Source organism: Kribbella sp. NPDC050124 (assembly GCF_044460355.1).
GTDB lineage: Bacteria > Actinomycetota > Actinomycetes > Propionibacteriales > Kribbellaceae > Kribbella.
In genome coordinates this window covers 147,134-172,433 of the sequence record NZ_JBITJU010000019.1, presented here as the reverse complement: position 1 = coordinate 172,433, position 25,300 = coordinate 147,134, and the positions used below count along the sequence as shown (strand labels likewise).

The following is a 25,300-nucleotide window of genomic DNA, read 5'->3' as shown; positions in this document are numbered from 1 at the left end:
GTACCGGAGGACCGTCACGGTCAGTTGGTCCCGCCCGCCACCCGGTACGCGGGCACAATGCGGCATGTGCGGATGTGTCTGCGCCGCCCCCAAGCCCCACCGCTGAGTTACGGTCCGCCTACTCCTTCGGCATCATCGCGCTGACCGCGCGGACGACGCCGCGCTTCAGGCCGCGCGCGCCGACTTGGGTCATGGCCGTAGGGCGGGACGGTGAGGCAGACCGGCGTACCACGATCTCGTCACCAACGCCGATGGTGCCCGGGCTGCTCACCGTCGCATAGATTCCGAGGCAGCGGTTCGCATGCTTAGCCACCGTGCGCATCACTTGGATGTCTGTCGGGAGCCCGCGCTGTTCGCGGGTAGGCATGACGCAACGCAGCGTGGGGATCTCGCCGTGCAGACCTGCGTTCGGCAGGTCGAGGTCGGCGTTGCACCAGCTGTTCTCGGGCAACTCCTCGCCTGGTTCGGTGTCGACGACGAGGTTGGGCCGGAACCGGCGAACATCGAAGTCGGATCCCGGCGTGAGCGCGGCCATCGCCGCCAGGCTGGCGCGAGTGATCACGTGCACCGGATAGGAGTCGACAAGCGAACCCACCGGCGTGACGTAGCGAATCATGTCGGCGATCTTGCGCAGCGGAAACACCCTGAGGTCAGGCAGCGGCTCGTCCTCGGCGAGCCCGAAGTGCGCGCGGATGTCGGCCTTGGTCTCTCGCGGCGCCCGGTATGCATCCTTATCGGAAGGAGGAGGTATCGGCTCGAGCCGGACCTCGCTGCCGACCAGCTCCGAAAGCCGGGCATGCACCGCCGGATCGGCGCTCGAGATCTCCTCGCCGTCGGGCAGCACGATGACGACTTCCGGGGCGGACCCCAACGGATCGGCCGCGTAGCGGGCGCCGCACCTCAGCAGCGCAGGCCGGCGTCGTGCGGTCGTTATCGAGCCCAGCTCCGGATCTCGAACCGCCCACATCCGGTCGGCGACCAAGCCGCGCTCATCCACGGCGACGTTGTCGAGGCGTTCACCGCCCATCGACTTCACCGGGTAGCGCCAGATCTCGGTTACCGTGACAGTCATTTGGCGCCTCCAGTCGGTCATCGCCCCCGCATACCGCGCCTGCGACGAGACGTTAACTCCGGGCGTCTGGGTTGTCGAACTACGCCCATCCCGTGCTGGACCGCGCCGGGCAATTGGTTCACGCCGCAACGACTCGCCGATCGTTGGATATGTATTGCGCCAGCTCGAACCTACCCGCTCAACCCGGAACGACCGAGCGCGCCCGGCGGCATGCGCGGATGCGAGCGACCCGGGGGCCCCAGCGACAGTGATGCTCTCGTTGCCCTATGGCGCAACATCAGCACCACCGTCGCGACCCGCGAGCCGAACGCAATTCGGCAGATCCGTGCGTTGGCCGGGGTTGCGTCCCTTTTGTTCCGCAGGCTCAGGGTTCGAACTGACAGAGCTTTTGAGTCCTTCGGCGCCGCGCCTGCTAAATCAGCAGGTCTAGCGGCTGGCCGAGTCTGGTTGTTGGCCTGTGTGCATGCCGGCGCGCCGTTGATCTACTGAGCCTCGTCGGGCAGTCCGGCCGGCGCAGAGCCCGTTTGAGAGAACCGCATCGGTGAGCGAGCCTCGAGTCGGAGACGCGTCCGCGTGACATGACTTGTGGCACGAATCGCATCAGCCGGCGAGGTTAAGGCGGTCAGAGGTACTGGCTAAGGGTCCCGGTGGCTGGTGACGTCGTCCCGTCCTGGCCGGGCAGGCCTCCCGTCAGGCCGACGCGACCGACGTTCGAGGCCTGTTCGAGGCGCTGCCTCGACTCGGCGTGGCGGTGCGTCTTCGGTGTGCTGGTGAGGTCGTACGATCGATCGGTGGTGCGACCGGCCTATCCCTTGGTGACTGCGCGGCTGAAACTGCGGCCCTTTGCGGCCGCCGACTTCGAGGACCTGTACGCGATCAACTCGCGACCGGACGTGACCCGCTACCTTTACTCGGAGCCGGGTAACGCTGCGCAGGTACGGGAAATTCTCGATCAGAAGCTCGGCGAGTCGATGCTCGACGAGGTCGGGCAGCGCCTCTCGCTCGCCGTGGTCCGGCCCGAGCTCAACCGGGTGATCGGCGAGGTTCACCTGCAGTGGTTGAGCCGGGAGCATCGGCAAGGCGAGATCGGGTTCGTGTTCCACCCCGACCATCACGGCAAGGGATTCGCCACCGAAGCAGCTGCGGTGGTGCTCCGGCTCGGCTTCGCCGATCTCGCGCTGCACCGGATCATCGGCCGACTCGATGCCCGGAACCTCGGTTCGGCCCGCGTGTTGGAGAAGCTCGGCATGCGACGCGAGGCGCACCTCGTGCATGACGAGTTCTTCAAGGGCGAATGGGCCGATCAGCTCATCTACGCGATCCTCGACGAGGAGTGGACGGCGCGCCGCTGACTTCTTGCCGCGCTGCGTGCAACGCCTGGCGGCCACCTTCAGAGCAGGCTGCATTCTGTAGGTGCCGCAGAGCGTGGGCGCAACGTCCGGGATCGGACTGTGGCGCTCGGTGCCGCCGTTCTCCCGTCGGTCCATATGTCTGTCAGTCCGGAAGCCTACGTGTCCTTGCCGGGCCTGGCTCCAACGTCTATCGCGGCTGCCGTTGTCGGCGGGCTGCTCTGGCGGCGGCAACGGTCCTGGGTGGTCGTCGCTGTCGGGGAAACGCCTCCGTCGTGCTTGCGCTGATCGCCGGTCCGGTTGTGCCGGACGCCGGCTGGCTGGCGGTCGTCGTACTGGCTCGGTATGCCCCCGTCCTCGGGATTGCCGTGCGTGGCGCGGTCGCTGCCGCGCTTCGCGCGGGTCTTGATCGCGCGATCGGTGCTCTCGTACACCTGGGCGACACGAATCCCGCGCCGCTACAGGCTGAAGGCGATCGAGCGCAGGATCAGCACGGCGATGAACACCCCTGTGAACGCCAGGTCAATCGACAGCCCGCCGGCACGCACCGGCCGCAACACCCGCCGCACCGGCGCGATCACCGGCTCGGTCCAGGCATGAGTCAACTCGCGGGCCCGGCTCGCCCACTGAGGCCCGTTTGCCATAACACGCGACCAGTCCAGCACCATCCGTGCGATCAACAGCAAGATGAACGCCGTCAGGGCGTACCCGACCAGGGCTCCGATGAGGCTCATGATCAACTCCTCCGTGATGGCCACACTGGCCGTCTTACAGGTATCAACGTTGCCAGCCACCCAGAAATGTCCCCGTCGCCGTCTTCTCAGCGGAATGTCAGATCAGTCCAGCACCAAGGCGGCACTCGCGAACCTTCAGAGCTTGCCGACTCGGCACCGCTCTGTGACGGTTGGGCAACCATCAGGACGCTCATCAGGGAAGTCGAGATCAGCGACCGCGGATCTACTGACGGATCACATCGGCCGTACCGGTGTGGGCGCGTTTGGCGATCTGCGCAGCATGACTCAGCGTGGCCGCCGGCGGCTCTGTGTCGTCGCCGGTGAGGCGTTCGAGGGTTTGCCGGGCGGCCAGCGCCAACCCGGCACGCGTGCCGTTCAGCAGGCGCACGAATTCCTGGACCGCCGCGACGCGGACTGCGGTGAAGGGGCTGTCGATCGCCTGTTGCAGATCGGGTGGCAGCGGGGCGGGCGTGGTGACCGGGCGGGCGCGGTGGGCGATGTAGAGCTCGCCCTGGACGTCGTACGTCCACAATGCCGGGCGTTTGGTTGGAGGTGGTCGAGCGCACCTTGTCATAGACGTAGCCGTACAACTCGTCCAACGCGACCATGCCGTCCTGGTCGCGGTCGGCCTCGCCGGTCTGCAATCCCTCGACCAGCGCGCTGGTGAACACCGACGGCGCGGGTTCTTGGGAGTCGGCCAGCTCGCCGCCCTCGAAGGCGTACTCCATCGCGCTGGACGCGGTGACCACCGCCGGGCCCGGCTGCGGCTCATCCGCCGGTTGACGAACTCGGCCGCCACCGCGGTCGCGCAGCGCGCGCAGCACTGTGTTGGTGGTCGCGAAGTACAGCTCGCCATCCTCGCCCTTGACCCCATGGCAGGAGAAGTGCACCAGCAGAAGATCGTCGGGCCGACGGTCGGCGAAAACTCCTCCACCGCCAGGTTGACTTCGTGCGCGGGCTCATTGAGCAGCGTGCGCACCTCAAAGCCGCCGATCCCCGGATCGCGCAGCACCCGGCGAGCGCCTGAGCGTCGCGGGCTGGGGCGCGCAGCCGCCGCAGCCCGGGATCGGTGTAGTTATCGCTGGCGACGATCAGCGCGCACCGCGTGCCGTCCACGGCGCCGTCACCGGCTTTCGCGGCGGTCGAGGCACTCGTCGGTTACCCGCACGGTGGCCGCGGCAACTGCCTCGGCACCCGACGGCCGTGAAAGTGCCGGGCTAGGGTGAGCGTCGTGTCCGTGTACGACGAACTGGAACGGCTGCTGGCCACTGGGGCCTGGGGTGAACTGGTGCCGTATCTGCACGCCCCGGCCACCAGCCCAACCGGCAAGGAAACTCGAGCGTGGTACCGGTCGCGTCGGGCTCACTGGACCAGGGAAGTCCACTATCCCAAGTTCGATCTCGCCGCCTGTCTCCGCGTCCTCGCGGTCGCGCTGGCGAAGCCGGAGCAGGCGGCGAGGTGGCTGTCGAAGCTCGCGTCGGACTGGCGTGCCGGTCCCGCTGACGAGTTACTGGTGGAGCTCGCGTCCCGTCGCGGCCGGGACTGGTGTGTGGCATTCCTCGAGACCGCGTCCACGGTGGCGAAGGGCGACGGGTTCCTGATCGCGTGGATCGCGCGGATCGCGCGGCCGCTGATCGCGGCCGGTCTGGCCGAGCTGCCGACCGGCCCGGTCTTTGCCAAGTCCTGGGCCGAACTGCACGCGATGGCAGCGTCGGAGATGAGGTGGGCGCTGTGGCGGGAACAGCGTCACGGTACGCCGGAACCGCTGCCCACCGGGTCACTCGTCGAGGAGTTGCGCGCTGACCCCGTCCTGCCCGAAGCCCTGTCAGCCGCGCTGGCCGGGCCCGGCGTGATCGGGATTCTGGAGGGTCACGCCGTACCGTCGTGGGAGCTGGGGCCGGCCGTCGCCGAGCTGGTAGCTGAGGGCCGCCTCGACCGGTCCCGCATTCTGGCCGACGCCTTTGTCGCGTTGACTCGCCAGGACACTCCCAGCACCCAGAAGGGCATCGCGAAGCTGCTGGCGGCACTCGACCTGAATGGTCCGGACCTCGCCGAGCGCATGCCGTTGGTTCAGGGGTTGCTGGCGACCAGCCACGGATCGGTGACCGCCGTTCTGTTGCCCGCAGCGGTCGAGACCGCCCACGCCGACGACCTCCCCGACCTCGCAGCCACGATCTTCGCGCGTCCGGAGAAGGCCCAGAAGACCGTGCTGCTCAAGGCGTTGACCGGGCCGCACGCGGTCGACCGGTGGGGATCCGACGCGGTGACGATCGCGCTCAAGGTCGCGGCCGACGTACCCGACCAGGCGCTCGCGGACCGAGCCACCAAAGCGCTTACGGCACTCGGAGTCGCCCGGGAAACCGCCGCTGAGGCTCCGCTGTCTGATCTGTGGGCCGCTCCCCCGCCGGTCGACGACACCGGGCCGGCCGCCAAGATCGAGCCGGATGAGCCTGGGCTGGCCGCTGCTCTCTCCCGGATCCTCAGATCGACCACGGCCGCGGACGGCGCGGTCTTCTGGGACGCGATCGTCCGGTGGTCTGCCAGATCGCCTCAAGAGGCGCGCTACTGGGCCTGGTCCGCAAACCAGAGCCTCGGCGACGGAGTCCGCCCGCCGTCGGCTCTGTGGGCGGTAGTCACGGCGGCCGACGTGACCGCGAAGACCCACAAGACCTTGTGCGACAAGATCGTGAACGGCGTACAGGCGCCGACGGACTGGGATATCACCCGCCTGCCCCTGACCGGCGCGGTCCACGAGATCTTCGCGAGCGAGACAACCCTGAGACTCGGCACGATCCCGTACCTGCTGAGCACCCCGACACAGTGGAACGGCCTACTCGCCTTCGACACCCTCGTGGACCGTCTCAGAGGCTACGGCCGCACGTCGGCAGGCCCGACGGATCTCTTCCTCGCACTACTCCGCCTCGAACCCACTCCACCCGACCGCACGCCCCAACTCGACGGATTGTCACTCGACCTGTGGTCTCCGGGATCCGGGTCGCGTACGGCGAAACACCCCGGAGATGCGGTCGACCTGCTGCGACAGTGGATCGAAGGCGGCGGACTCCCGGAGCTCGTCACTCGCCATGACGGAGCAACTGTGACCGTCGAACCGGTCCGCCTTCCGATCGACATCAGCCTCATCCCAGGCATCCCGGCTGGGCTCCTCGCCGGTCACACGAGCGGTACCCACCGCGAGTACTACGAGTGGTCGATCAGAGCCGAAACCGCATTCGGGATCGTGCCGGCCTGGCCGGACCTGTTGGCCGCCAAGACACAGACGCAGTACGACCAAGCCGCGCGGCGCCCACCACGCTGGTTGCCGATGATGGCATACGCGCCCGGCCCCGGCCTCCGCCGTCCAGCATGACATCGCGGCCACGCTGTGCCACGCCGACGAGGATCAACGGCTCCTCGCCGTGGAAGCAGCGCTGGCGCTGATGGGCCGCGGTCGGTGGGACAGCACGGCGTACACCGAGTGCTGTCTGCATCTCCTCACTGACGGCGTGCTGCGTCTCGGTCGCCTTGGCCACTCGTGGGAGCAGCTGATTCTCGCGGGTGGGCTGCAACCACTCTGGCCGACCGCGATGACCGTGCTCGGCAAGGCTTCGGTGCTCGAGCGGAAACCCGCTGGGCTGGCCGAGCTGTACGGCGTACTGCGTCGCTACGTCAGCGCGGTCCCCGATCCACAGATCCCCGAATCCGTCCTGGAGCTGGCGGGGTCGAAGGGTAGTAGCAAGGCACGGGTGGGGGCGGCCGCCTTCGTGGCAGCAGCCGCACAGGAAGAAGGCAGAGCGTGACGATCGAGGCCGGTTATCGCACTGATTCGACACTCGTACGGCGTACCGATCGCAGCGCACTGCTGGAGCTCGAGACAGCGCTCGGTGCGACTCCCGGCGGACTCGTCGAGCAGCCGCGATTCTTCAGCGGAATGCTGGCGCGGCCGGACGTGACCGCGGCCGGCATCCTGGCGGTCGCCGACGTGGCCAACAGCCGGTACTTCGACGCGGGTCTCGTCCACCGCCTCAGCAACCTCGATCCCGTGGTCACCGCCTCGGGCGACCGGCTGCGGTTCGAGTCGTTCTCACTCTGCAACGGAGTCCACGCCCGACTCGATCTGCTTGCCGACGGCATCGACTCGGGCGAGGTCGCGCACGGGACCACCAACGTGGACATCAACCAGCCGCTGCGCACCGCACTCGCCGGAGTCGGCGGCGCCGAGCTCGTCCACCTCGACGTCGGAACCGAAGGCCTCTCGGTGGCCACGCTCGACGAGACCCACCACGAACGGAAGGTCGATCTCCCGGACCGCTGGATCAGGGGCTTCGCCGAGACGCCCGTGCTCGCCGCGCGGATGACGCAGCGGGCAGAGCTCGCCGGACCGGCGGCGGCTCGATGGCTCGCCGCGCTGCCCAAGTCTGCGCCGGGTCCGTCGTACCACCTGCTCCCGGCGCCAGGCGGACTGCGACAGTCGACCCGGCCATCGCCTGGGTCCGTGCATCTTGCCGGAGCCGCGCGGCTGGCAGCGGCGGCGCGGGTCGCGCGCTTCACGCACCGCCTGCGCGTGTTCGGTTCCGACGATCACGCCAGCGCGTGGGTGTTCGAACTGCCGGGCGCGCGGTTGACGCTGCTGCTTTCCCCAGAGCCGTACCGAGGCTTCTCGGGTGAAGGCGGCCTGCTGACCACCTTGACGGCGTCTTCGGCCGAGTCCGCTGCCGCCCGACTACTCGAACATCTCGCCTGGCAGCCGGTCATCGATCGCGATCGGCTGGCCACGACGACTGACCTTCCCCTCGCGGACGTCGACGCGGGCATCGGCTACCTGGCCGTGTCCGGCAAGGTGGGCTACGACCTCCACGAGAGCACCTGGTTCCACCGGGAGTTGCCGTGGAACAGCGAACGGATCGAGCGTGACAACCCTCGACTGAAGGACGCCCGCCAACTACTGCAGGACCGAGCGGTCGCACCATCCGTCGACGGCTGGTCGATCACCTCCGGCAACCACCGCCATTGGGTCAAAGGCGATCCCTACACCTGCACCTGTCTGTGGTGGGCCAAGTACCACGGCCAACGCGGCCCCTGCAAACACGTCCTGGCAGTCACCCTGTACGTCCAGGCACAGCACTAGCAGACCTTTCGGTACGGATATGGCGGGGCGCGTTGTGCCGGGAGATGAAGTCGGCGATTGGGGCGGCTACGGCTGCCGGGTGCGTGGTGACTGAGAAGTGGTTTCCGTCGGCGAGGATGGCCTCCTCGCGGTGTGGGAAGAGGTTGTAGAGGAAGGCTCGGGTTGCGGGGTTGATCGGGTTTTCCGAGGCGGCGCACCAGGAGAGCACCGGGCTGTTGATGGTTGCGGCCTGCTCGGGCCCGAAGGTCCAGTCGACCAAGGCGGAGGCTTCTACCTCGATGAAGGTTGCCGCGTCCTTGATGCCCTGGTCGGCGACGCCGGGGCCCACGGCTTTCGACGCCGTGCGCCAGTCCAGGCCGGTTGGGTCGAAGAGTGCATCGAAGGCGCCTGCGACGTCCCCCGCCTGGTAGTGACCCACCATCGCCTCGAACGCGGGTCCCAGGATGCCCAGCAAGTCCGCGAAGTCGCTCGTGGCCAGCCAGTCGCTCGACGGCAGCGGCTCGAGAAGGGCCAGGGATCGCACCCGGTCGGGGTAGGAGGCTGCGAGTACGAGCGCGATCATCGCGCCCTCGGAGTGGCCGACGAGGTGTGCCCGGTCCAGCTCGAGGTGGTCCAGCAGGGCAACGATGTCGGCCGCCTGAAGGTCGAATCCACCGGCCGGTCCGCCGCTCTCGCCGTACCCGCGTCGGTGGTAGCGGATCCGCTGGAATTCGCTGAAGGCCGGCTGTTCGGCCAACGGGCGAAGGAAGTCGGCCCAGATGGCGCCGTGGATGAACAGCACCGGTTCCCCCTCGCCCTGGACCTGGTAGGCCAACTCGATGCCGTTCACGGTTGTCGTCTTCATCAGAACCCCCTGGTTTCGTCGGACGGCTTCTGATTCGAGACTGGCCGACCGTGCCGCCGGGGGGATCGGCAATGGCTGCCACCCTGGATCCGAGGGCGTGGGTACAACTACCCAACTCCGATCCGCCGGGCCATGCTGAAGCCATGGAAGCCGTCGCCACGGCACACCTGGCCCGCGCACGGGAGCTTCACCGGGCCTCCCGGTGGGAGGATGCGTGCGTCGAGTACGCCGCAGCAGACGCCGAAGAGCCGCTCGCGGTCGAGGATCTGGAAGCGTTCGCCGAGGCGGCCCAGGTCTCTGCCCGCGGCGACGAGGCGGTCGCCCTCCTGCACCGGGTCTTCGACCTCCGAGTCAGTGCCGGCGAACTCGATGCCGCAGCGCAGGTCGCGTTCTGGCTGTGGTGGGTGCTCCTGAACACCAACCAGGTCGTCCAGGCGAACGGCTGGCTGAAGCAGGCGGCCCGCACCTTGGGGCCCGCTATGGCCACCAGCCTGTGGCTCAGGATCCCCGAGGCGATGTTCCAAGCGACGACGGGCCACCGCTCTCGCGCTGAAGAGCTGCTGGGCGCCATCGTCGACGAAGGTCGGGGCGAGGTGGTCCCCTGGGCCTTGAGCATGTGGGGTCAGTCATTGATCGACGAGGGGCGGCTCCAGGACGGGCTCGATCGCCTGGAGGAGGCGATGGCGATCCTCCTCGACAAGGGGCTGTCGCCACGCGTCACCCCATGGGTCTACTGCGCCGCCGTCCGCGGGTGCTGTCTGGCACGCGACTTCGCTCGCGCCCGCGCCTGGAACCGGTCGATGGCCAGGTGGCTCGATTCGCTGACCAGTCTGGGCGGCGCGTACCTCGGGAACTGCCGCATCTACCGATCCCGGTTGATGTGTCTCAATGGCGCCTGGCCTGAGGCCCTCGACGAGATCGCCGAGGTCTGTGACGATCTCGACGGCTACACCGGTTGGGTCTGCGGCCACGCGTACTACCAGCTCGGTGAGGTACGGCGGCTACGTGGCGAGTGGGATGCCGCCGAAGCTGCCTACCGCCGCGCGGCAGAACATGGCTGCCCGACCCAGCCGGGACTCGCCCTCCTCAGACTCGCCGAAGGTGACGTCGACGCCGCGTCGGCCGGGGTACGTCGAGCGCTGACCGAGGTGACTGCGAGACCCGACCGCCTAGACCTGTTGAAGGCCGCGGTCACCATCCACCTCGAGCAAGGAAACATCGAGGCGGCCCGGGATGCCGTGACCGAGTTCGAGGAGCTCACGAGGGGACTGACGACGGCCGTCATCGAGGCCGAGACGTCCGCCGTCAGAGGCGCGCTGGCGCTCTCCGAGGGTGATCCCGCAAGCGCGCTGCCACTCCTCCGGCTGGCTGCCGGAATCTGGCAGGAGCAGGATGCCCCGCACGAGAGAGCCAAGCTGAACGTCCTGATTGGGCAGGCCTGCCGCGCGCTAACTGACCACGATGGCGCACGGCTCGAGTTCTCAGCGGCCCGGGAGACCTTCGAACGGCTCGGCGCCGTTCCGGATCTGGCCCAGCTGGACCGGAGCCTCGCGACCGCGGAGGTCGCCTCCGGCACACACGGGCTCACTCCACGCGAGATCGAGGTCCTCTGCCTCATCGCCCGAGGCAAGGCGAACCGTGCGATCGCCAACGAGCTGCACCTCAGCGAGCGCACGGTCCATCGCCACGTGTCGAACATCTTCACCAAGCTCGACGTCGACTCGCGGACTGCCGCCGTCGCCTACGGAATCAGCCACCGCATCGTCGAGGCGGGCACCCTCTGAGCGAAGGCAAGGCGTGCCGTCTTGTGAGTTCGAGGGGTACGGGCGGGGTACGGGCAGTGGTGTGCGGGTGGGGATTCGTAGGGTCCGGGGTGTGAAAAATCGATTGCTTCGTAAGGCTGCTGTGCCCGTGTTGGGCGCGGCGTTGGTGTTCGGGGTTGCGACGCCGGCTGCGGCAAGCGGGTCGTATTCCGGGCTGTCGTTCGTCTACGGGAGCGGTGGGGTGTCGGACGACTTCGATGACGAGGGCGTCGTCAACGTGTCCACGCACCGCTCGTCGAATGTCACCTGTCTTTGGCAGACCATTCTGTGGGCCAACGGCTACCTGCCCTCGTCCGGGATCGATGGGGTCTTCGGCGACCAGACCGATGCCGCGACGAGGAACTTCCAGCGCGACAAGGGCCTTAGTGCGGACGGCTCCGCCGGTCGGAACAGTTGGACCAAGGCCGGCGACCGGCTCGTGCAGCACGACAACCTGCAGGGGTGGCTGCACACACCCCTACCTGCTGACCGCCCGAGCCTCGGCAATCCGGACGTCACGGGCTGAGGCCCGCGACGTCCGGATGCGGGGCCTTTTCGGGTGGTTGGGGGCGTGAGACGGTGGGGTGGTGGGTAGCGCGCTGCTGATCTTGGGTGGGTTGGTGGGGTTGCTGGGTGGGGCTGAGTTGGTGGTTCGGGGTGGGACAGGGCTGGCGCTGCGGTTGGGGATCGCGCCGATTGTGGTCGGGGTGACGGTGGTGTCGCTGGGCACCAGCATGCCGGAGTTGGCGATCGGGATTGATGCCGCGCGGCAGGGCAGTGCCGGTCTGGCCGTCGGAAACATCGTCGGGACGAACCTGGTCAACCTGCTGTTGATCCTCGGGTTGAGTGCGTTGATCGCGCCGATCGCGCTCGACACCCGGACGGTGCGGTTCGATCTGCCGAGTATGACGGCGGTGTCGGTGGTGCTACTGCTCGTGGCACTCGACGGGACTCTCGGCGCGCTCGACGGCCTCGTACTCCTCCTGCTCGGAATCGCTTACACAGTGGGAGTACTGCGCACCAGCCAGCGGGAATCGCCGACCGTGCAGGAGGAGTACGAGGCCGACTACGAGACAAAGAAGACGCGCCCGTGGGTGCACGTGGTGAGCCTCCTCGTCGGGATCGCCGTGATCGTGGTCGGCGCGACGTTGCTCGTCGACGGCGCCGTCGACGCCGCCCGGGCGTTCGGGGTGAGCGATGCGGTCATCGGACTGACGATCATCGCGATCGGTACGTCGGCCCCCGAACTCGTCACCACCCTCCTCTCGACGATCCGCGGGAACCGGGACATCGCCCTGGGCAACCTGCTGGGATCGAGCGTCTACAACATCGCGATCATCCTCGGAATCACGATCCTCGCCGCCCCCGGCGTCGTCCCGGTGCCCGACGAAATCCTCCGCGGCGACCTCCTGCTGATGGTCGGCGCGGCGATCGCCTGTGTGCCGGTGTTCGTGTCGGGCCGCCGGATCACCCGCATCGAAGGTGGCGCGTTCGTGGCGGCGTACGTCGTCTACCTCACCTGGCTACTCATCTCCCAGTAGTCCCCGGCAGGACCGCGCGGTCTGGTGCTGGGCAGGGCTCGGCGCAGACAACTCGGTGCGGACGGTGGTCGCCCAGTACGAGGACAAGGCAACGTCCAGGGGGCTGATGGGCGACCTGCTCACCCGCATCTACTTCGACGTACGCCGGTCCTGACTCAGGCAGGTACGGCGATGGTCGCGAGCGCAGCCGTCAGTCGTTGCAGGTGGGATTCGGGCGCCTCGAGGAGCGGGCGACGTACTGTCGCGGAAGGGATGATGCCCAGCTCGGCGAGGGCTGCCTTGGCCATGACGGCGCCTCCGGACGTGCGCATGATGGCGTCTGCCAACGGGAGCAGCTCACGCTGGATCGCCTGCGCCACGTCGAGGTTGCCGGTGCGGATCGCCCGGATCAGGTCGGCGTTGCGGTTGGCAACGATATTGCCGACGACGCTGACCACGCCGGTCGCTCCGGACGCGAGGTAGGGCAGGTTGAGCTCATCGATACCGCAGTAGTAGGCCAGCGACGTACGGGCCATCACGTTCATCGCCTCGAACAGGTCGCCCTTGGCGTCCTTGACCGCCCGGATCTGCGGGTGCCCGGCCAACTCGATCAGCGTTGGCGCCTCCATCGCGAGGCCTGTTCGCGCGGGTACGTCGTACAGCATGACGGGCAGCGCGGTCGCGTCGGCCACGGCTACGCAGTGGGCGACCACACCGGCTTGGCTGGGCCTGGAGTAGTAGGGGCAGACGAGCAGGAGTGCGTCCGCACCGGCAGCCTCGGCAGCACGGGCGCGGTCGATGCTGGCGGCCGTGTCGTAGGTGCCGACGCCGGCGATGACCTTGGCCCGCTTGTCGGTCTGGGTCGCCACGGCTCGGACGAGTTCAGCCGCCTCGGTGTCGGTCAGTGTGGGGGCTTCGCCAGTGGTGCCGCCGACGACGAGGCCATCGCAGCCGGTGGCCAGGAGGTGGTCGACCAGGCTGGTCAGGCCGGGCTGGCTGATCGCGCCGTTGGGGTCCATCGGGGTCACCAGGGCGACGAGGTTCGCGCCGAAGAGTTGGTCGGTCATGGTTCGATCCTGGCGGGCACGATTGGTACGGTCCAGCGATGCTTTTTTGGCGATATTGCTTAGCCTGTCTTCATGATTGATGTGGGAGCCTTGCAGGCGTTGCGGTCGGTGGCAGCGCTCGGGACCCTGGCGCGCGCGGCCGACGAGCTCGGGTTCACGGCGTCGGCGGTGTCGCAGCAGATCAAGCGGCTGGAGCGCCAGGTCGGCGTACCGGTGCTCGCGCCGGCCGGTCGCGGGGTCGTGCTGACTCCGGCCGGACAGGCAATCGTCGACTCGGCGCCGGACGTATTCCAGGCGTTGGAGCGCTGTGCCGAGGCGGCTCAGTCGGTCGCGGAGGGCTCGCCGCGGGGCATGCTCCGAGTGGTCGCGTTCTCGACGGCGATCCGTGGTCTCCTCGCGCCCACGCTCCGGCGACTGTCAGCGCGCTGCCCTGATCTCCTCGTGCACATCACCGAGCAGGACCCGGACGAGGCCCTTCGCAGCGTCGATGCCGGGACCGCCGACCTGGCTCTCATCCACGACGCTGACGGAATCCCGGCCGTCATGCCGCCCGCGCTGACCCAGCGCCGGCTGCACACCGACGTCGGCGACGTGGTCATGCACCGGACGCATCCGCTCGCCAGTCTGGACGCACCACTCACCGGCGCCAACCTTGCCGGTCAGGCGTGGGTGACCAGCCCGCCTGGGACGGTGTGCCACCAGTGGTTCCGGCGCCTGTTCGCCGACGTCCCCGAAGAACCCGACGTACGGCACCTCGTCGACGACTTCGCCACCCAACTCGCACTCATTGCCTCAGGCAACGTCATCGCCCTGATCCCCCGCCTCGCCCGCCCACCGCTCGGCGCCGACCTAGTGGCCCTCCCCCTCCGCCGCCCACCCAAGCGCGAAGTCCACGCCGCCTGGCGCCGCAGCGCCAACACCAGCCCGGCAATCCAGGCGGCGCTCGCCGAGCTGTCCGCCTAGTGCCACGCGGGGCACTAGGACCGGTTCGTGGCGATGGCGGCGTCGATCGAGGTACGGGCGCGATCGAGAACCTTGGGGTCGCCGAACAGGACGTGGTAGTAGTTCGCCAGCTCGACGGCCGCGGTCAGGTCGAAGACAAGTTGGGGTACGTCGGTGGCGCGCTTGAGCTGCCCGAGATCCCGAGCTTCGGCGGCGAAGGATTCGAGCAGCTCCGTCCAGCCCTGCTGGTCCGAGGCGACCGCGTCGTGGGCCGCCGTACCGGAGCGGGCGTCGAACTCCGCGAGCATCCCGGCGAAGAAGCAGCCGCCCGGGAAGACGCGTCGCTCGATGTAGGACAGGTAGGACGCGCAGATCTGCTCGAGCCGCGGCAGACCTTCTTCGGCAGCCAGGGCCGGCTGGATCACCTCGCGCTCGAAGATGTCCCGGGCCGCCTGGATGATGTCCAGCTCGAGCTGCTGCTTCGACCCGAAGTGCGCGTACAGGCCGCTCTTGCTCACCCCGGCCTCCTCGGCGAGCCGGCCGATGGTGAGGCTGCTCAGGCCCTCGATCGAGGCGAGGCGAACGGCCGTCTCGAGGATGGCGGCGTACGTCTGCTCGCCGTCGGAGCGCCGGAGGCGGTTCACCCTTGACAAGATAGCACGACCGTGCCATCTATGAAGATAGATAGCACGGTCGTGCTGTCTGTCGGGAGGGGTCGCAGATGTACGACGTGATCGTGGTCGGGGCGAGTATCGCGGGATCGACGGCGGCGACCCTGCTCGGACAGGCGGGGTTGCGGGTCGCGCTCGTCGAGAAGCATCACCGCATCGACACCTTCAAGGTGCTGTGCACGCATCACGTGATGGCCTGTGCGACGCCGACGATCCGGCGGCTCGGTCTGGACCGGACGATCGAGGCGGCGGGCGGGATCCGGAACGGGCTCGACTGCTACACGCCGTGGGGGTGGGTGGCGAGTCCGCCCGGCAGTCCGCACGGGTACAGCATTCGCCGGGCCAAGCTCGATCCGATGGTCCGGGAGCTGGCCGCCGGGACGAGCGGCGTCGATCTGATGCTGGGGCACCGGGTGATCGGGCTGCTGGACAACGGTGGTGTCCGGGTTCGGGGCGAGGACGGGAGCGAGCGGTCTGTGCACGGGCGGCTCGTGGTCGGCGCGGACGGCGTGAACTCGGTCGTAGCGCAACTCGCCGGCGCCGAGCAGCGGGTGGCGCCGAACGAGCGGTTCATCTACTTCGCCGAGTTCACGGGTGTTCGGCAGACGTCGGGCTCGAAGACCCAGATCTGGCTGCACGAGCCCGGGATCGCGTACGCCATGCCCAACGACGACGGCATCACCGTGCTGGCGTCGATGCCGGTCAAGGCAGCACTTCCGGCGTACCGATCGGACCGGGAGTCCGCGCTCCTGGCCGATCTGCGACGGCTGCCGGACGGCCCGGTGTTCGATGCGGCCGACCGCAACTCACCGATCGTCGGGGCCACCGACTGTCCGCTCATCACCCGATCCTCGGTGCCGCGTGCTGATGTTGCGCTGATCGGCGATGCGGCGATGACTTCGGACCCGTCGCAGGGTGTCGGTTGTGGGTGGGCGTTCCAGACCGCCGAGTGGTTGGCCGATGCGGTCGCGCCGGCTTTGCTTGCAGACCGTCCGCTCGAGCCGGCGCTTCGGCAGTACGTACGGCGTCGCAAGGCGCTCACCGGACACCAGTCGACGATCGAGGATCAGGCGAAGGCCGGTCCGCCGACACCTGTCGACCGGCTGCTGCTCGGTGCCGCCGTACGTGACGAGCGGACCGCGGCTCACATGCTTGCCTTCGTCAACCGAACCATCGGTCTCCGCCAGTTGCTGGCGCCGGCGGCCATCGCGCGGGCTGCTTGGGTGATGCTCCGACGGAACTGGCTAGTGGTAGGTGAGGTTCGTGATCAGAGCCGCTAGGGAGGTGGTGAAGTAGAGGGTCCAGGCGGCTAGTTGGTGGTCGTGGGCTTTGAGGTGTACGGCGAGGGCGGCCAGGAAGTAGAGGACGAGGCCGGCGCCGGCGAGGAAGCCCAGAGGTGGGATGGCCAGGCCGGCCAGGAGGCCTAGGGAACCTGCGGCCAGGAGGGTGCCGAGGGGGCGCATCCAGGTGTGGGGGACGTTGAGCTTGTCGGCTTGCGCCTTGGGGTAGGCGTGGCCGATGAAGTTGGCCACGGCGGCTGAGGCGGTCAGGGTTGCGGCGAGGAGGGTGGCTGCGAGGTAGACGGCGTACATGAGGTTCCGTTTCGTCCGCTGGTGGGTGGGCGCCTCACGGACGAGACAGGTGGCTGGAGCGTGACAGGTCTGGTTTGGTGAGTCAGATCACAACACCTGTGAGCTTCTCCGGGTTGCTGACGACGTGGATGGTCTCGATGGCGCCGTCGACGAGGTGGAAGGTGGCTGCGATCACCGGGGTGGCGCCGGAGTAGATGACCAGGCCTGGAGCGCCGTTGACGTGCCGCAGTACGACGTTGGAGTCGGCGGGGCGGCGTTGGGACAGCAGGATGATCGCCTGGGCGACGTATTGCGGGCCGTGGATCGGCTTGCGCGGGGCACCGGTCAGGCCGCCGCCGTCGCTGATCAGGGTGACGTCTGGCGCGAGTACGTCCATGAGCGCCTTCAGTTCTCCGCCCAGGCAGGCGTCCAGGAATCGCTCGGTGACTTGCTGCTGCGTTGACGGGTCTGCGTCGTACTTGCGGCGGCGGTTCGCGACTGCCGTGCGGGCACGGTGGGCCAGTTGGCGGACGTCTGCGTCGCGTCGGCCGAGGATGGTCGCGATCTCCGTGAGGTTGTAGCCGAAGGCCTCGTTGAGGACGAAGACTGCGCGTTCGGTGGGCGACAACGCCTGCAGGACAAGGAGCATCGCGGTCGAAACCGAGTCGGCGCGGACGACGTCGTCGGCTGCGTCCGGGGTGGTGAGCATCGGCTCGGGCAACCACGGGCCGACGTAGGACTCACGCCGTACGGCGGCGCTGCGGACTCGGTCGATCGAGAGCCGGATGGTGACTTTGACGAGGTAGGCCTCGGGGTCGTCGATTGTTGCCTGATCCACTTTGTTCCAGCGGATCCAGGCGTCCTGTACGACGTCCTCCGCGTCGGCGACGCTGCCGAGCATGCGGTAGGCGACGGCGTACAGGAGTCCTTTGTGCTCGGTGAAGCGCGTCACTTGGGCAGACCGGCGAGGTCGGCCATCAGGATCATGTGGTGGTCGAAGTACTCGGCGCGGGCCTCGATCATGTCGTCGAGGCGGCCGAAGACCTCGAAGTTGAGGACGCCGAACAGGTGCGTCCACGCGACCAGAACGCGGTCGAGCCGCTCCTCGAGCAGGTCGCCCTGGCGCTCGTCGATCAGACGGCGGAGGTCGGCGCGCAGCGGCATGGTCAACGGTGAGGCCTTGATCGAGTCGAGCCGGCCGAGGCCGTCGGTGACGATGCCGACGAGCAGCAGGATCACCTTCGAGGCCGGCTCGACGGTGTCCTGCGGGGCGGCGTAGTCCGGGACCGGGGCGCCGTAGATCAGGCCGTACTCGGCGGGGTGGGCGAGGGCCCAGGTGCGTACGGCCCGGCAGACAGCCAGCCAGCGGTCGCGGAGGTCGTCGCGGGGTACGGCGGACTCCGCCTCGGTCGCGGCGGCGGCGAGGGCCTCGTAGGCGTCGATGATCAGGGCGGTGAGCAGGGCGTCGCGGCTCGGGAAGTAGCGATAGAGGGCGGAGGCGACGATGTCCAGGTCGCGGGCGACTGCTCTTAGGGAGAGGTTCGCGCCGTCGCTCGCCAGGTGCCGGCGGGCGACGGCCTTGATCTCCTGGCTCATCTCCGAGCGGACGCGGGCGCGGACCGATGGTGCGGACATGGGGTCAGTCTGACACAGGACCGAGAACACTGGAACGTTTCGAGAACAGTGTTCTTGACCGGGGCTGCGCGGCCTGAGTACAGTGAACCTATTCGAGAACACTGTTCTCTCACCCGAATTCCAGGAGAGGTCGCCCACCATGTCCCTGCACGTCGTCGTCGGAGCCGGCCCGGTCGGATCAGCCACCGCCCACCTCCTCGCCGCTCGCGGCGAGCAGGTCCGCCTGATCACCCGCACCGGCCGCGGCCCCCAACCCCTCCCGCAGCAGCCCCACCCCCAGCAATCCCTCCCGCAGCAATCCCTCGTGCAGCCAGATGGGGCGGACGGGATTGAGTGTGTGGCGGGGGATGCTTCGGATGGGGAGTGGTTGGCGGGGGCGGTCAAGGGGGCGGCGGGGTTGTACTCCTGTGCGGGGCCTGCTTACCACCGGTGGGTTACGGACTGGCCGCCGATTGGGGCGGCGTTGGTGCGGGCGGCTGAGGAGACGGGCGCCGTACTGGTGACGACGGGGAACTTGTACGGGTACGGCGACGTGGACGGGCCGATGACCGAGGAGACGCCGTTGCGGCCGAACTCGGTGAAGGGTGAGGTGCGCGCGAAACTGTGGACTGATGCGCTGGCCGCCCACGAGGCTGGGCGGATTCGGACGGCTGAGGTGCGAGGGTCGGATTATCTGGGCGCGCACGCGGTGACGCCGTTCAGCGTGATGGTTCTGCCGAAGGTGATCAAAGGGGGGCGCGCTACGGCGCCTGCTGATCTGGACGCACCGCACAGTTGGACGTACGTCGGTGATGTTGCGCGCACGCTGGTTGCAGTTGCAGCGGATGAGAAGGCGTGGGGGCGGCCGTGGCATGTGCCTACTCCCCCGCCGCAGTCGGTCCGCGAGCTGGCCACCCGCGCGGCTGAGCTCGCGGGAGCGCCAACCGCGCGGGTCGGCAAGATGCCTGGGTTTGCGTTGCGGCTTGCCGGGCTGTTCAACCCGACCGCGCGGGCGATGGTCGAGACGCAGTACCAGTGGCACCGCCCGTTCGTGATCGACTCCACCGCCGCAACCGTTGCCTTTGGCATCGAACCCACCCCCACCGACGAAGCCCTCCGCGAAACCATCGCCGCCCTCCGCTGATCCGAGACCGCCAGGGGGTGGTTTGGGGGGCTGGCCTAGGCTGTGCGGGTCTACGGGGGCCGCCAGGGCCTTGTGGGCCGGGATTGCCAGGAAGGGCTGGAATGGGTTTGAGGAGACCGCGTCGGTGGTTGCGGCGTTTGGTGGTCACCGTTGTGGTTCTGGGGTGTCTTGTGGTGGGCGCTGATCGGGCGGCGGCGTGGGTGGCCGAGGATCGGCTGGCGACGATGGCGGCTGACGAGGCTGCGAAGTACGACGTGCAGGCTGCGGACACCAGCGTCCGGATCGGTGGGTTCGGGTTCCTGCCGCAGGTCGCGCGGGAGGAGTTCAAATCGGTCACGCTGACGATGCAGCAGCCGACGTTCTCGGACGTCCCCGCCGAGGACCTCACGGTGACGATGACCGGCGTACACGTGCCGCGCGCGTTGGTGACGGGCGGTTCCGGCGCAGCGGTCACCATCGACTCGACGGACATGAAACTCCGGTTGTCACCGGCAGAGCTGACCAAGCTCGCCGCCCGGGCGACCGGCGTCGACGACCTGACCCTGCGCGTCGTGGACGAGAAACTGCACGCGCAACTGGCGGTTCGCGGTGTCGACGTCGACGCGACACTCGTCCCGAAGGTCGAGAAGGGTCGCATAGTGCTCGCCGTCGACCAGCTCTCCGACGCAGTCCCGTCAGCCCTCCGCACCGTCGTCAGCCGGTTGCTCGCCCGAGGCATCACCCTCCCCGAGCTCCCGTTCGGCGCCTCCCTCAAGCAGGTCGCCGTCGAAGGCAGTTCCGTCGTCCTCGTCGCCACCGCTGACGACATGAAGTTCGCTGCCTGACGGGCGATCAGGAGTTGCGCAGTTCAGTCGGTGGTACGCCGTACGTCGCACGGAACACCCGCGTGAAGTGAGCGGCGCTGGTGAAACCCCAGCGGGCGGCGATCGCACTGACCGGTACGGCGCGCAGACCTCGGTCGACCAGGTCGCGGTGACAGCGGGCCAGCCGGCGCCGCCGGATCGAGGCGACCACAGTCGTCTGCTCGGCTTCGAACAGCTTGTGGAGATAGCGGACCGAGATGTAGTTGGCGGCCGCGATGCTCCGCGGCGACAGCGCCGGATCCGACAGGTGTTGCTCGATGAACGCGTGGATCTGGACCAGCAGCGCTCGCCGCCGCGTAGCGGGCGGGACGCTGCGACCGTCGCCGAGCCGTTCGGCCAGGACCACGGTCAGCAGGTCGAGCATCGCCGTACCGAGTCGTCCGCCGTCGGCGTCGTCGAGGTGCTTCGGAAGCCGAAGCGCCAGCGAGGGCACGAGCGCACCAAGCCCGTCGTCGCCCGCGATCCGGACACCTGTCAGCGAGTCCAGATCCCAAGCAGGCAACAGAGATCGCGGAAACGCCACCGCCACGAGACCAGCCGCCGGGCTGTTCGCCCACCCACAAGGCCGCGACAAATCGACAAGAATGAAGTCACCCGGCGCACAGCGAGCCTCCCGCCCGCCGTGCGCGATCAGACCGTGGCCGCGAGCCTGGACGTCGATCTTGAACAGCTCAGGATCCGAGCTGCTGATATGCGTACGACGACGAGTCGCCCGGCTCGACTCGCCCGTCGACAACTCGACCACCCGCACCGGACCGAGTTCGCCGACCCGCAGGCGATCCCGGGCGTCCAGCGACGGTGGAGCCGCCAGGTCCAGGCGCGCGAGCGTGTCGCCGACCACCTGATGCCAGTAGTCGGCTCGTGCGTTCACCGGCTGGTCGTCGGCCCGGAACACGACGCTCATCCGCCCACCGTAACCACCCACCAGCGACCAGTACACCGATCCTCAACACCTGTGCACTCCTGGTCATGTCCACGCCGCGCAACCGGTGTGAACGTGGCCGAATGACCACGAACCAAGACCAGCTGCTCTTCGGCGCAACCGTGACGAAGGTCGTCAGCGCGGCCGCCGAGCTCAACCTGGCGGACCTGCTCGAGGACGGCCCACGGTCCAGCGCCGACCTGGCGAAGATGCTCGACGCCGACCAGCAATCCCTCCGCCGCCTGCTGCGCGCCTTGGCCGGACTGGGCCTCACTCAGCAGACGGACACCGACCAATTCGAGCTCACCGAGGCCGGTGGATGCTTGCGCAGCACAACCGACGACTCGATCCAGGCGCTGTCCGCGATGCTGTGGGACAAGGCGTCCTGGCTCAGCTGGGGTGAACTGGTTACTGCGATCCGAACCGGCGTCCCCGGCTGGTTGCAGGCCCACGGCATGTTCTGGATCGACTACTACACAAGCCATCCGAAAGCATCGGCCACCTTCAACAAGGCGATGTCGCAACACTCCCGCGCGGCCGCACCCGGCCTGGTCGACGCCATCCGCCCACAGCGCTTCAACACCATCCTCGACGTCGGCGGCGGTGACGGCACCCTGATCGCCGAGCTGCTCACCGCTCAGCCAACCCTGCAAGGCATCGTCTTCGACCTCTCGTCCGGCCTCGAGGACGCTGCGACGACACTAGAAGCACGAGCTGTCGCGGACCGCTGCCGCCTGGAGCCCGGCAACTTCTTCGACGAGGTGCCCAAGGGGGCGGACGCTTACCTGCTCAAGCAGATCCTGCACGACTGGGACGACGCCGCCGCCCTGCAGATACTCCGCAACTGCCGGGCCGCGATGCCGCCGACCGCACACCTGCTGATCCTCGAACGAATGCTCCCCGAGCTCGCCAGTCCGAAGGACGTGCCGACACTGCTGGTCGATATCCACATGCTTGTCGTGACCGGTGGCCGTGAGCGCACCGAGGCCGAGTTCCGCAGCCTCCTGTCCCAGGCAGGCTTCACACTGACTGCCGTCAGCGATGCGATCCCGCCGTACGACTACCGGGTGATCGAAGCGACCTGAGGGTGGTACTCACAGGGCACCCCTGACCTGGAACGCCCGCGCTAGCCTCGAAAGCGTGGACAACCGCAGTGAGATCCGCGAGTTCCTGGCCAGCCGGCGCGCGAAGGTCACGCCGGAGCAGGCCGGACTCGGCGGCCTGCACTCGGGGCACCGCAGGGTGCCGGGTCTGCGTCGCGAGGAGGTCGCGCTGCTCGCAGGGGTGAGTGTCGAGTACTACGCCCGCCTAGAGCGCGGCCAGCTCGGCGGAGTGTCCGACAGCGTGCTCAACGCGATCGCCGACGCCCTCCAACTCAACGAGGCCGAGCGCCAGCACCTGTCCGACCTGGCCCGCACCGCCGGGGCATCCCCGCGTACGGCGCGACGTCGCCGTACCACTGAGGAAGTCCGTCCCGGCATCCTGGCGATCCTGGAGTCGCTGACCGAGTCGCCGGCGTTCGTACGCAACGGCCGGCTCGACCTGCTCGCTACGAACGAGCTCGGCCGGGCGATGTTCGCCCCGGTGTTCGCCGAAGCCGCTCGCCCGGCCAATCTGGCCCGCTTCAACTTCCTCGACCCGGCCGCGCAGACGTTCTACCCGGACTGGAACCGCTCGGCGAACACCACAGTCGCTCTGCTGCGCACCGAGGCCGGTCGCGACCCCTACAACAGCAAGCTGACCGAGCTGATCGGCGAGCTCACTACTCGCAGCGAGGAGTTCAGCAGGCGCTGGGCCGCGCACGACGTCCGCCTGCACCACACCGGCGTCAAGCACTTCCAGCACCCGGAGGTCGGCCCGCTGGAGCTGCGGTTCGAGGCGATGCCGCTGCCCGCCGATCCGGGTCTCACCCTGACCGTCTACACGGCCGAGCAGGGCTCACCGACGTACGACGCGCTCCGGCTGCTCGCGAGCTGGCGGGCGACCATGGAGGCGGCCGAGGAGTCAGCCGGCTGAATCCCTTGGGTTGCGATCGTTCGCGATATATCGTCGAACTATCGCATTCTCAGCCGAGGGACGGGTGGTCGGGATGACCGGATCGACGTACGCGGCGGGGTGGCCCTGGCAGCACCTCGCCCGGCACTGTTCAGCGTTCGAGGACCTGAAGGAAGAGTTGTGGGCCGCGATGAGCGGCGGCCGCAAGACCCATCACGGACATCAGCACCCGTTCGGGGGCCAGTGGGGCATGTTCGGTGGGCAGTTCTTCGGGCCGCCGTGGGGTGGGCCGCCGCCCCGCTGGCGCGGACCCAAGGCCCGGCGCGGTGACGTCCGCGCGGCGATCCTCGCCGTACTGGCCGAGCAGCCGATGAACGGCTACCAGCTGATCCAGGAGATCGCCGAACGCAGCGGTGGCGTGTGGAAGCCGAGCCCCGGCTCGATCTACCCGACCCTGCAGCAGCTCGAGGACGAGGGCCTGGTCACGGCCGACGCCGAGGTCGGCCGCCGGACCTTCACGCTGACCGACGAGGGCCGGACGTACGTCGCCGAGCACGCCGACGAGGTCCGGGCGCCGTGGGAGGCCATGGGCGCGCCGCGGTCGGACGACGACGAGAACGGGCTGAAACCGATGCTCGGCCAGGCCGCGGCGGCGATGTGGCAGATCCTCGCGACCGGTACGCCGGAGCAGCAGGCGCAGGCCAAGGACGCGCTGGCCGAGCTGCGGCGCAAGCTGTACGGCATCCTGGCCGACGACGAGCCGCAGGACCGGTCATGAACCCGTACCTCCCCGAGCGCCATGGCCCGGTCCGGATCGGCGACGCCGAGCGCGACCAGGCCGTGGCGATGCTCAGCGACCACTTCGTCGCCGGCCGGCTGACGCAGGAGGAGTTCGAGGACCGCAGCGAGCACGCGACTCGCGCCCGGTACGCCGACGACCTCGTGCCACTGTTCGACGACCTCCCGGACCCGGCCGAGCTCCAACTCGTCCGCGGGCCCTGGTCACCGGCCGGGAAGCCGGTTCGGCAGCGGCAACGGCAAGGCCCGCCGCCGTTCGTGATGCTTGCGCCGGTCCTGATGATCGGCCTCGTCGTCACGGCGGTCCTGCTGACCGCGCCGTGGCTGTTGTGGGGGCTGTTCTGGATCGCCTTGTTCAGCGGGGCGCACCGCCACCGCTGGCAGCATCAGCAGCACTACCACCGTCGCCGCTGACCCGCCGTCCCCGCTGCCGCGGGATCTCCTGAGCCAACTCGACCACGAACCCGTCGGGATCGGCCACGTGCACCGTCCGGTGTCCCCACGGACGGTCGGCCGGCCCGCTGAGCACCGTCACGCCCAAGCCGGCGAGGCGATCGGCGCACGCGTCCACGTCGCCGACCATCAGCACGATCTCCGCGGCCGGGCCGGGCGTCACCGCCCGCCCGGTCAGCCACTCCGCGCGCCGCCGCTCGTACAGCGCGAACCGCGTCGCGCCGGTCCCGAACTCCGCGTACCCCGCGTCGGTGAACTTGTACGGCAACCCGAGCACGTCCCGGTAGAACTCCACCGAGACGTCGAGGTCCTCGACGTACAGGATCACGTATCCAAGCTCCACGGCCCCACGGTATGTCGGCGCGGGGCACTAGCGTCGAGGGCGAGGAGAGGAGATCGGCATGTACGAGGGTGTGTTGATCCTGGAGAGTCTCCGGGTGGGGACCGAGTTGACGGAGATCCCGCTGTCGGTGCGGAAGATCAGCCGGTACGACGTGAGCAGCGCGTCGACCGACCAGCCGCCGGTGTGGTCGGTGCTGGAGTTCGAGGTGGAGGACTGGCACACCGAGACGCTGGCCAGAGAGCTGGCGGGCAGCCTGGACTCCCCCGGCTGGTACGCCGACTTCCACAGCGCCAAGGAGATCTTCGTGGTGTTCCCGGACCGCGTGTTCCGGTATCCGCGCGGTGACGCGGCAGCCCGGGCCGACGCGCAGGCGTTCGGGCGACGGCTGGGAATCCCCGAACCACAGCTGGACTGGACCGAGTAGTCGTGTCAAAGCAGCCGGATCGGCTCCGACCAGCGGGTGCAAGCACA

28 protein-coding genes are annotated in these 25,300 nt (G+C 68.6%); 16 read left to right on the top strand and 12 right to left on the bottom strand.

The features are described 5' to 3' along the window. Positions 1 to 118: 118 nt before the first annotated feature. Complete coding sequence (locus tag ACIBL3_RS33790) at positions 119 to 1,093, bottom strand: MOSC domain-containing protein (protein WP_396357873.1); 975 nt, start codon at positions 1,091 to 1,093, stop codon at positions 119 to 121. Positions 1,094 to 1,863: 770 nt separating this feature from the next. Here ACIBL3_RS33790 and ACIBL3_RS33785 point away from each other — a divergent pair. After that, positions 1,864 to 2,424, top strand: coding sequence for a GNAT family N-acetyltransferase (locus ACIBL3_RS33785; RefSeq protein WP_396357872.1), 561 nt, complete (start codon positions 1,864 to 1,866; stop codon positions 2,422 to 2,424). A gap of 155 nt (positions 2,425 to 2,579) precedes the next feature. Here the strand turns inward: ACIBL3_RS33785 and ACIBL3_RS33780 are convergent, their stop codons facing one another. The 3 genes from ACIBL3_RS33780 to ACIBL3_RS33770 form a co-directional block, all read right to left on the bottom strand. After that, on the bottom strand, positions 2,580 to 2,855 hold the full coding sequence (locus ACIBL3_RS33780) for a hypothetical protein (protein ID WP_396357871.1): 276 nt from the start codon (positions 2,853 to 2,855) through the stop codon (positions 2,580 to 2,582). A gap of 24 nt (positions 2,856 to 2,879) precedes the next feature. Then, on the bottom strand, positions 2,880 to 3,155 hold the full coding sequence (locus ACIBL3_RS33775; protein WP_396357870.1) for a YggT family protein: 276 nt from the start codon (positions 3,153 to 3,155) through the stop codon (positions 2,880 to 2,882). Between the two features lie 223 nt (positions 3,156 to 3,378). Continuing rightward, entirely contained in the window at positions 3,379 to 3,687 is a 309-nt protein-coding gene (locus ACIBL3_RS33770) for a hypothetical protein (RefSeq protein WP_396357869.1), read from the bottom strand. Positions 3,688 to 4,386: 699 nt separating this feature from the next. Here ACIBL3_RS33770 and ACIBL3_RS33765 point away from each other — a divergent pair. From ACIBL3_RS33765 to ACIBL3_RS33755, 3 genes are read left to right on the top strand one after another with little or no spacing between them, the layout of a single operon-like run. Beyond that, the gene (locus ACIBL3_RS33765; RefSeq protein ID WP_396357868.1) at positions 4,387 to 6,522 is read left to right on the top strand and encodes a hypothetical protein; all 2,136 of its coding nucleotides are present in this window, start codon (positions 4,387 to 4,389) and stop codon (positions 6,520 to 6,522) included. Between the two features lie 49 nt (positions 6,523 to 6,571). Further along, positions 6,572 to 6,952 carry a hypothetical protein gene (locus ACIBL3_RS33760; protein WP_396357867.1) on the top strand — a complete coding sequence of 127 codons (381 nt, stop codon included), beginning with the start codon at positions 6,572 to 6,574 and terminating at the stop codon, positions 6,950 to 6,952. Beyond that, complete coding sequence (locus ACIBL3_RS33755; RefSeq protein WP_396357866.1) at positions 6,949 to 8,280, top strand: SWIM zinc finger family protein; 1,332 nt, start codon at positions 6,949 to 6,951, stop codon at positions 8,278 to 8,280. Before ACIBL3_RS33760 ends, ACIBL3_RS33755 begins: the two co-directional genes overlap by 4 nt. On the opposite strand, the gene ACIBL3_RS33750 is transcribed toward ACIBL3_RS33755, so the two are convergent. Continuing rightward, a complete protein-coding gene (locus ACIBL3_RS33750) occupies positions 8,252 to 9,124 on the bottom strand; it encodes an alpha/beta fold hydrolase (RefSeq protein WP_396357865.1) in 873 nt (290 codons plus the stop codon). The two genes, ACIBL3_RS33755 and ACIBL3_RS33750, sit on opposite strands and share 29 nt — an antisense overlap. 143 nt (positions 9,125 to 9,267) lie before the next feature. On the opposite strand from ACIBL3_RS33750, the gene ACIBL3_RS33745 reads away from it, so the two are divergent. From ACIBL3_RS33745 to ACIBL3_RS33735, 3 genes are all read left to right on the top strand, one after another. After that, positions 9,268 to 10,908 (top strand): LuxR C-terminal-related transcriptional regulator, encoded by a 1,641-nt coding sequence (locus tag ACIBL3_RS33745; protein ID WP_396357864.1) that lies wholly within the window; start codon positions 9,268 to 9,270, stop codon positions 10,906 to 10,908. Positions 10,909 to 10,999: 91 nt separating this feature from the next. Next, positions 11,000 to 11,452 (top strand): peptidoglycan-binding protein, encoded by a 453-nt coding sequence (locus ACIBL3_RS33740; RefSeq protein WP_396357863.1) that lies wholly within the window; start codon positions 11,000 to 11,002, stop codon positions 11,450 to 11,452. Positions 11,453 to 11,513: 61 nt separating this feature from the next. After that, positions 11,514 to 12,467: a calcium/sodium antiporter gene (locus tag ACIBL3_RS33735; RefSeq protein WP_396357862.1), complete on the top strand. Its 954-nt coding sequence runs from the start codon at positions 11,514 to 11,516 to the stop codon at positions 12,465 to 12,467. Between the two features lie 155 nt (positions 12,468 to 12,622). On the opposite strand, the gene dapA is transcribed toward ACIBL3_RS33735, so the two are convergent. After that, positions 12,623 to 13,513: a 4-hydroxy-tetrahydrodipicolinate synthase gene (gene dapA / locus ACIBL3_RS33730; protein ID WP_396357861.1), complete on the bottom strand. Its 891-nt coding sequence runs from the start codon at positions 13,511 to 13,513 to the stop codon at positions 12,623 to 12,625. A 72-nt stretch (positions 13,514 to 13,585) separates the two neighbouring features. On the opposite strand from dapA, the gene ACIBL3_RS33725 reads away from it, so the two are divergent. Beyond that, positions 13,586 to 14,476 (top strand): LysR family transcriptional regulator, encoded by an 891-nt coding sequence (locus ACIBL3_RS33725; protein WP_396357860.1) that lies wholly within the window; start codon positions 13,586 to 13,588, stop codon positions 14,474 to 14,476. Between the two features lie 14 nt (positions 14,477 to 14,490). Here the strand turns inward: ACIBL3_RS33725 and ACIBL3_RS33720 are convergent, their stop codons facing one another. Beyond that, on the bottom strand, positions 14,491 to 15,099 hold the full coding sequence (locus ACIBL3_RS33720) for a TetR/AcrR family transcriptional regulator (protein WP_396357859.1): 609 nt from the start codon (positions 15,097 to 15,099) through the stop codon (positions 14,491 to 14,493). Between the two features lie 77 nt (positions 15,100 to 15,176). Here ACIBL3_RS33720 and ACIBL3_RS33715 point away from each other — a divergent pair, with 77 nt between their 5' ends. Next, on the top strand, positions 15,177 to 16,406 hold the full coding sequence (locus ACIBL3_RS33715) for an NAD(P)/FAD-dependent oxidoreductase (RefSeq protein WP_396357858.1): 1,230 nt from the start codon (positions 15,177 to 15,179) through the stop codon (positions 16,404 to 16,406). Here ACIBL3_RS33715 and ACIBL3_RS33710 read toward each other — a convergent pair. The 3 genes from ACIBL3_RS33710 to ACIBL3_RS33700 all read right to left on the bottom strand — a co-directional run bounded on the left by ACIBL3_RS33710 (position 16,371) and on the right by ACIBL3_RS33700 (position 18,332). Then, positions 16,371 to 16,718 (bottom strand): DoxX family protein, encoded by a 348-nt coding sequence (locus ACIBL3_RS33710; RefSeq protein ID WP_396357857.1) that lies wholly within the window; start codon positions 16,716 to 16,718, stop codon positions 16,371 to 16,373. The genes ACIBL3_RS33715 and ACIBL3_RS33710 overlap by 36 nt on opposite strands. 82 nt (positions 16,719 to 16,800) lie before the next feature. Further along, complete coding sequence (locus ACIBL3_RS33705) at positions 16,801 to 17,649, bottom strand: RNA polymerase sigma-70 factor (protein WP_396357856.1); 849 nt, start codon at positions 17,647 to 17,649, stop codon at positions 16,801 to 16,803. Next, entirely contained in the window at positions 17,646 to 18,332 is a 687-nt protein-coding gene (locus ACIBL3_RS33700; RefSeq protein ID WP_396357855.1) for a TetR/AcrR family transcriptional regulator, read from the bottom strand. The genes ACIBL3_RS33705 and ACIBL3_RS33700 overlap by 4 nt, the downstream gene beginning before the upstream one ends. 139 nt (positions 18,333 to 18,471) lie before the next feature. On the opposite strand from ACIBL3_RS33700, the gene ACIBL3_RS33695 reads away from it, so the two are divergent. Both ACIBL3_RS33695 and ACIBL3_RS33690 read left to right on the top strand, forming a co-directional pair. Further along, on the top strand, positions 18,472 to 19,455 hold the full coding sequence (locus tag ACIBL3_RS33695; RefSeq protein ID WP_396357854.1) for an NAD-dependent epimerase/dehydratase family protein: 984 nt from the start codon (positions 18,472 to 18,474) through the stop codon (positions 19,453 to 19,455). 173 nt (positions 19,456 to 19,628) lie between these two features. Further along, complete coding sequence (locus tag ACIBL3_RS33690) at positions 19,629 to 20,279, top strand: DUF2993 domain-containing protein (protein WP_396357853.1); 651 nt, start codon at positions 19,629 to 19,631, stop codon at positions 20,277 to 20,279. Between the two features lie 7 nt (positions 20,280 to 20,286). Here ACIBL3_RS33690 and ACIBL3_RS33685 read toward each other — a convergent pair whose 3' ends face one another. Then, a complete protein-coding gene (locus ACIBL3_RS33685) occupies positions 20,287 to 21,222 on the bottom strand; it encodes a helix-turn-helix domain-containing protein (protein ID WP_396357852.1) in 936 nt (311 codons plus the stop codon). Between the two features lie 101 nt (positions 21,223 to 21,323). Between ACIBL3_RS33685 and ACIBL3_RS33680 the strand changes: the two genes are divergently transcribed. From ACIBL3_RS33680 to ACIBL3_RS33665, 4 genes are all read left to right on the top strand, one after another. After that, positions 21,324 to 22,325 (top strand): methyltransferase, encoded by a 1,002-nt coding sequence (locus tag ACIBL3_RS33680; protein WP_396357851.1) that lies wholly within the window; start codon positions 21,324 to 21,326, stop codon positions 22,323 to 22,325. A gap of 55 nt (positions 22,326 to 22,380) precedes the next feature. Beyond that, entirely contained in the window at positions 22,381 to 23,256 is an 876-nt protein-coding gene (locus tag ACIBL3_RS33675) for a helix-turn-helix transcriptional regulator (protein WP_396357850.1), read from the top strand. Between the two features lie 73 nt (positions 23,257 to 23,329). Continuing rightward, entirely contained in the window at positions 23,330 to 24,013 is a 684-nt protein-coding gene (locus ACIBL3_RS33670; protein ID WP_396357849.1) for a PadR family transcriptional regulator, read from the top strand. Then, on the top strand, positions 24,010 to 24,447 hold the full coding sequence (locus tag ACIBL3_RS33665; RefSeq protein WP_396357848.1) for a DUF1707 domain-containing protein: 438 nt from the start codon (positions 24,010 to 24,012) through the stop codon (positions 24,445 to 24,447). The genes ACIBL3_RS33670 and ACIBL3_RS33665 overlap by 4 nt, the downstream gene beginning before the upstream one ends. Here the strand turns inward: ACIBL3_RS33665 and ACIBL3_RS33660 are convergent. Next, entirely contained in the window at positions 24,389 to 24,829 is a 441-nt protein-coding gene (locus ACIBL3_RS33660; RefSeq protein ID WP_396357847.1) for a VOC family protein, read from the bottom strand. The two genes, ACIBL3_RS33665 and ACIBL3_RS33660, sit on opposite strands and share 59 nt — an antisense overlap. Before the next feature lie 58 nt (positions 24,830 to 24,887). Between ACIBL3_RS33660 and ACIBL3_RS33655 the strand changes: the two genes are divergently transcribed. Further along, positions 24,888 to 25,253 carry a hypothetical protein gene (locus ACIBL3_RS33655; RefSeq protein ID WP_396357846.1) on the top strand — a complete coding sequence of 122 codons (366 nt, stop codon included), beginning with the start codon at positions 24,888 to 24,890 and terminating at the stop codon, positions 25,251 to 25,253. Positions 25,254 to 25,300 lie beyond the last annotated feature (47 nt).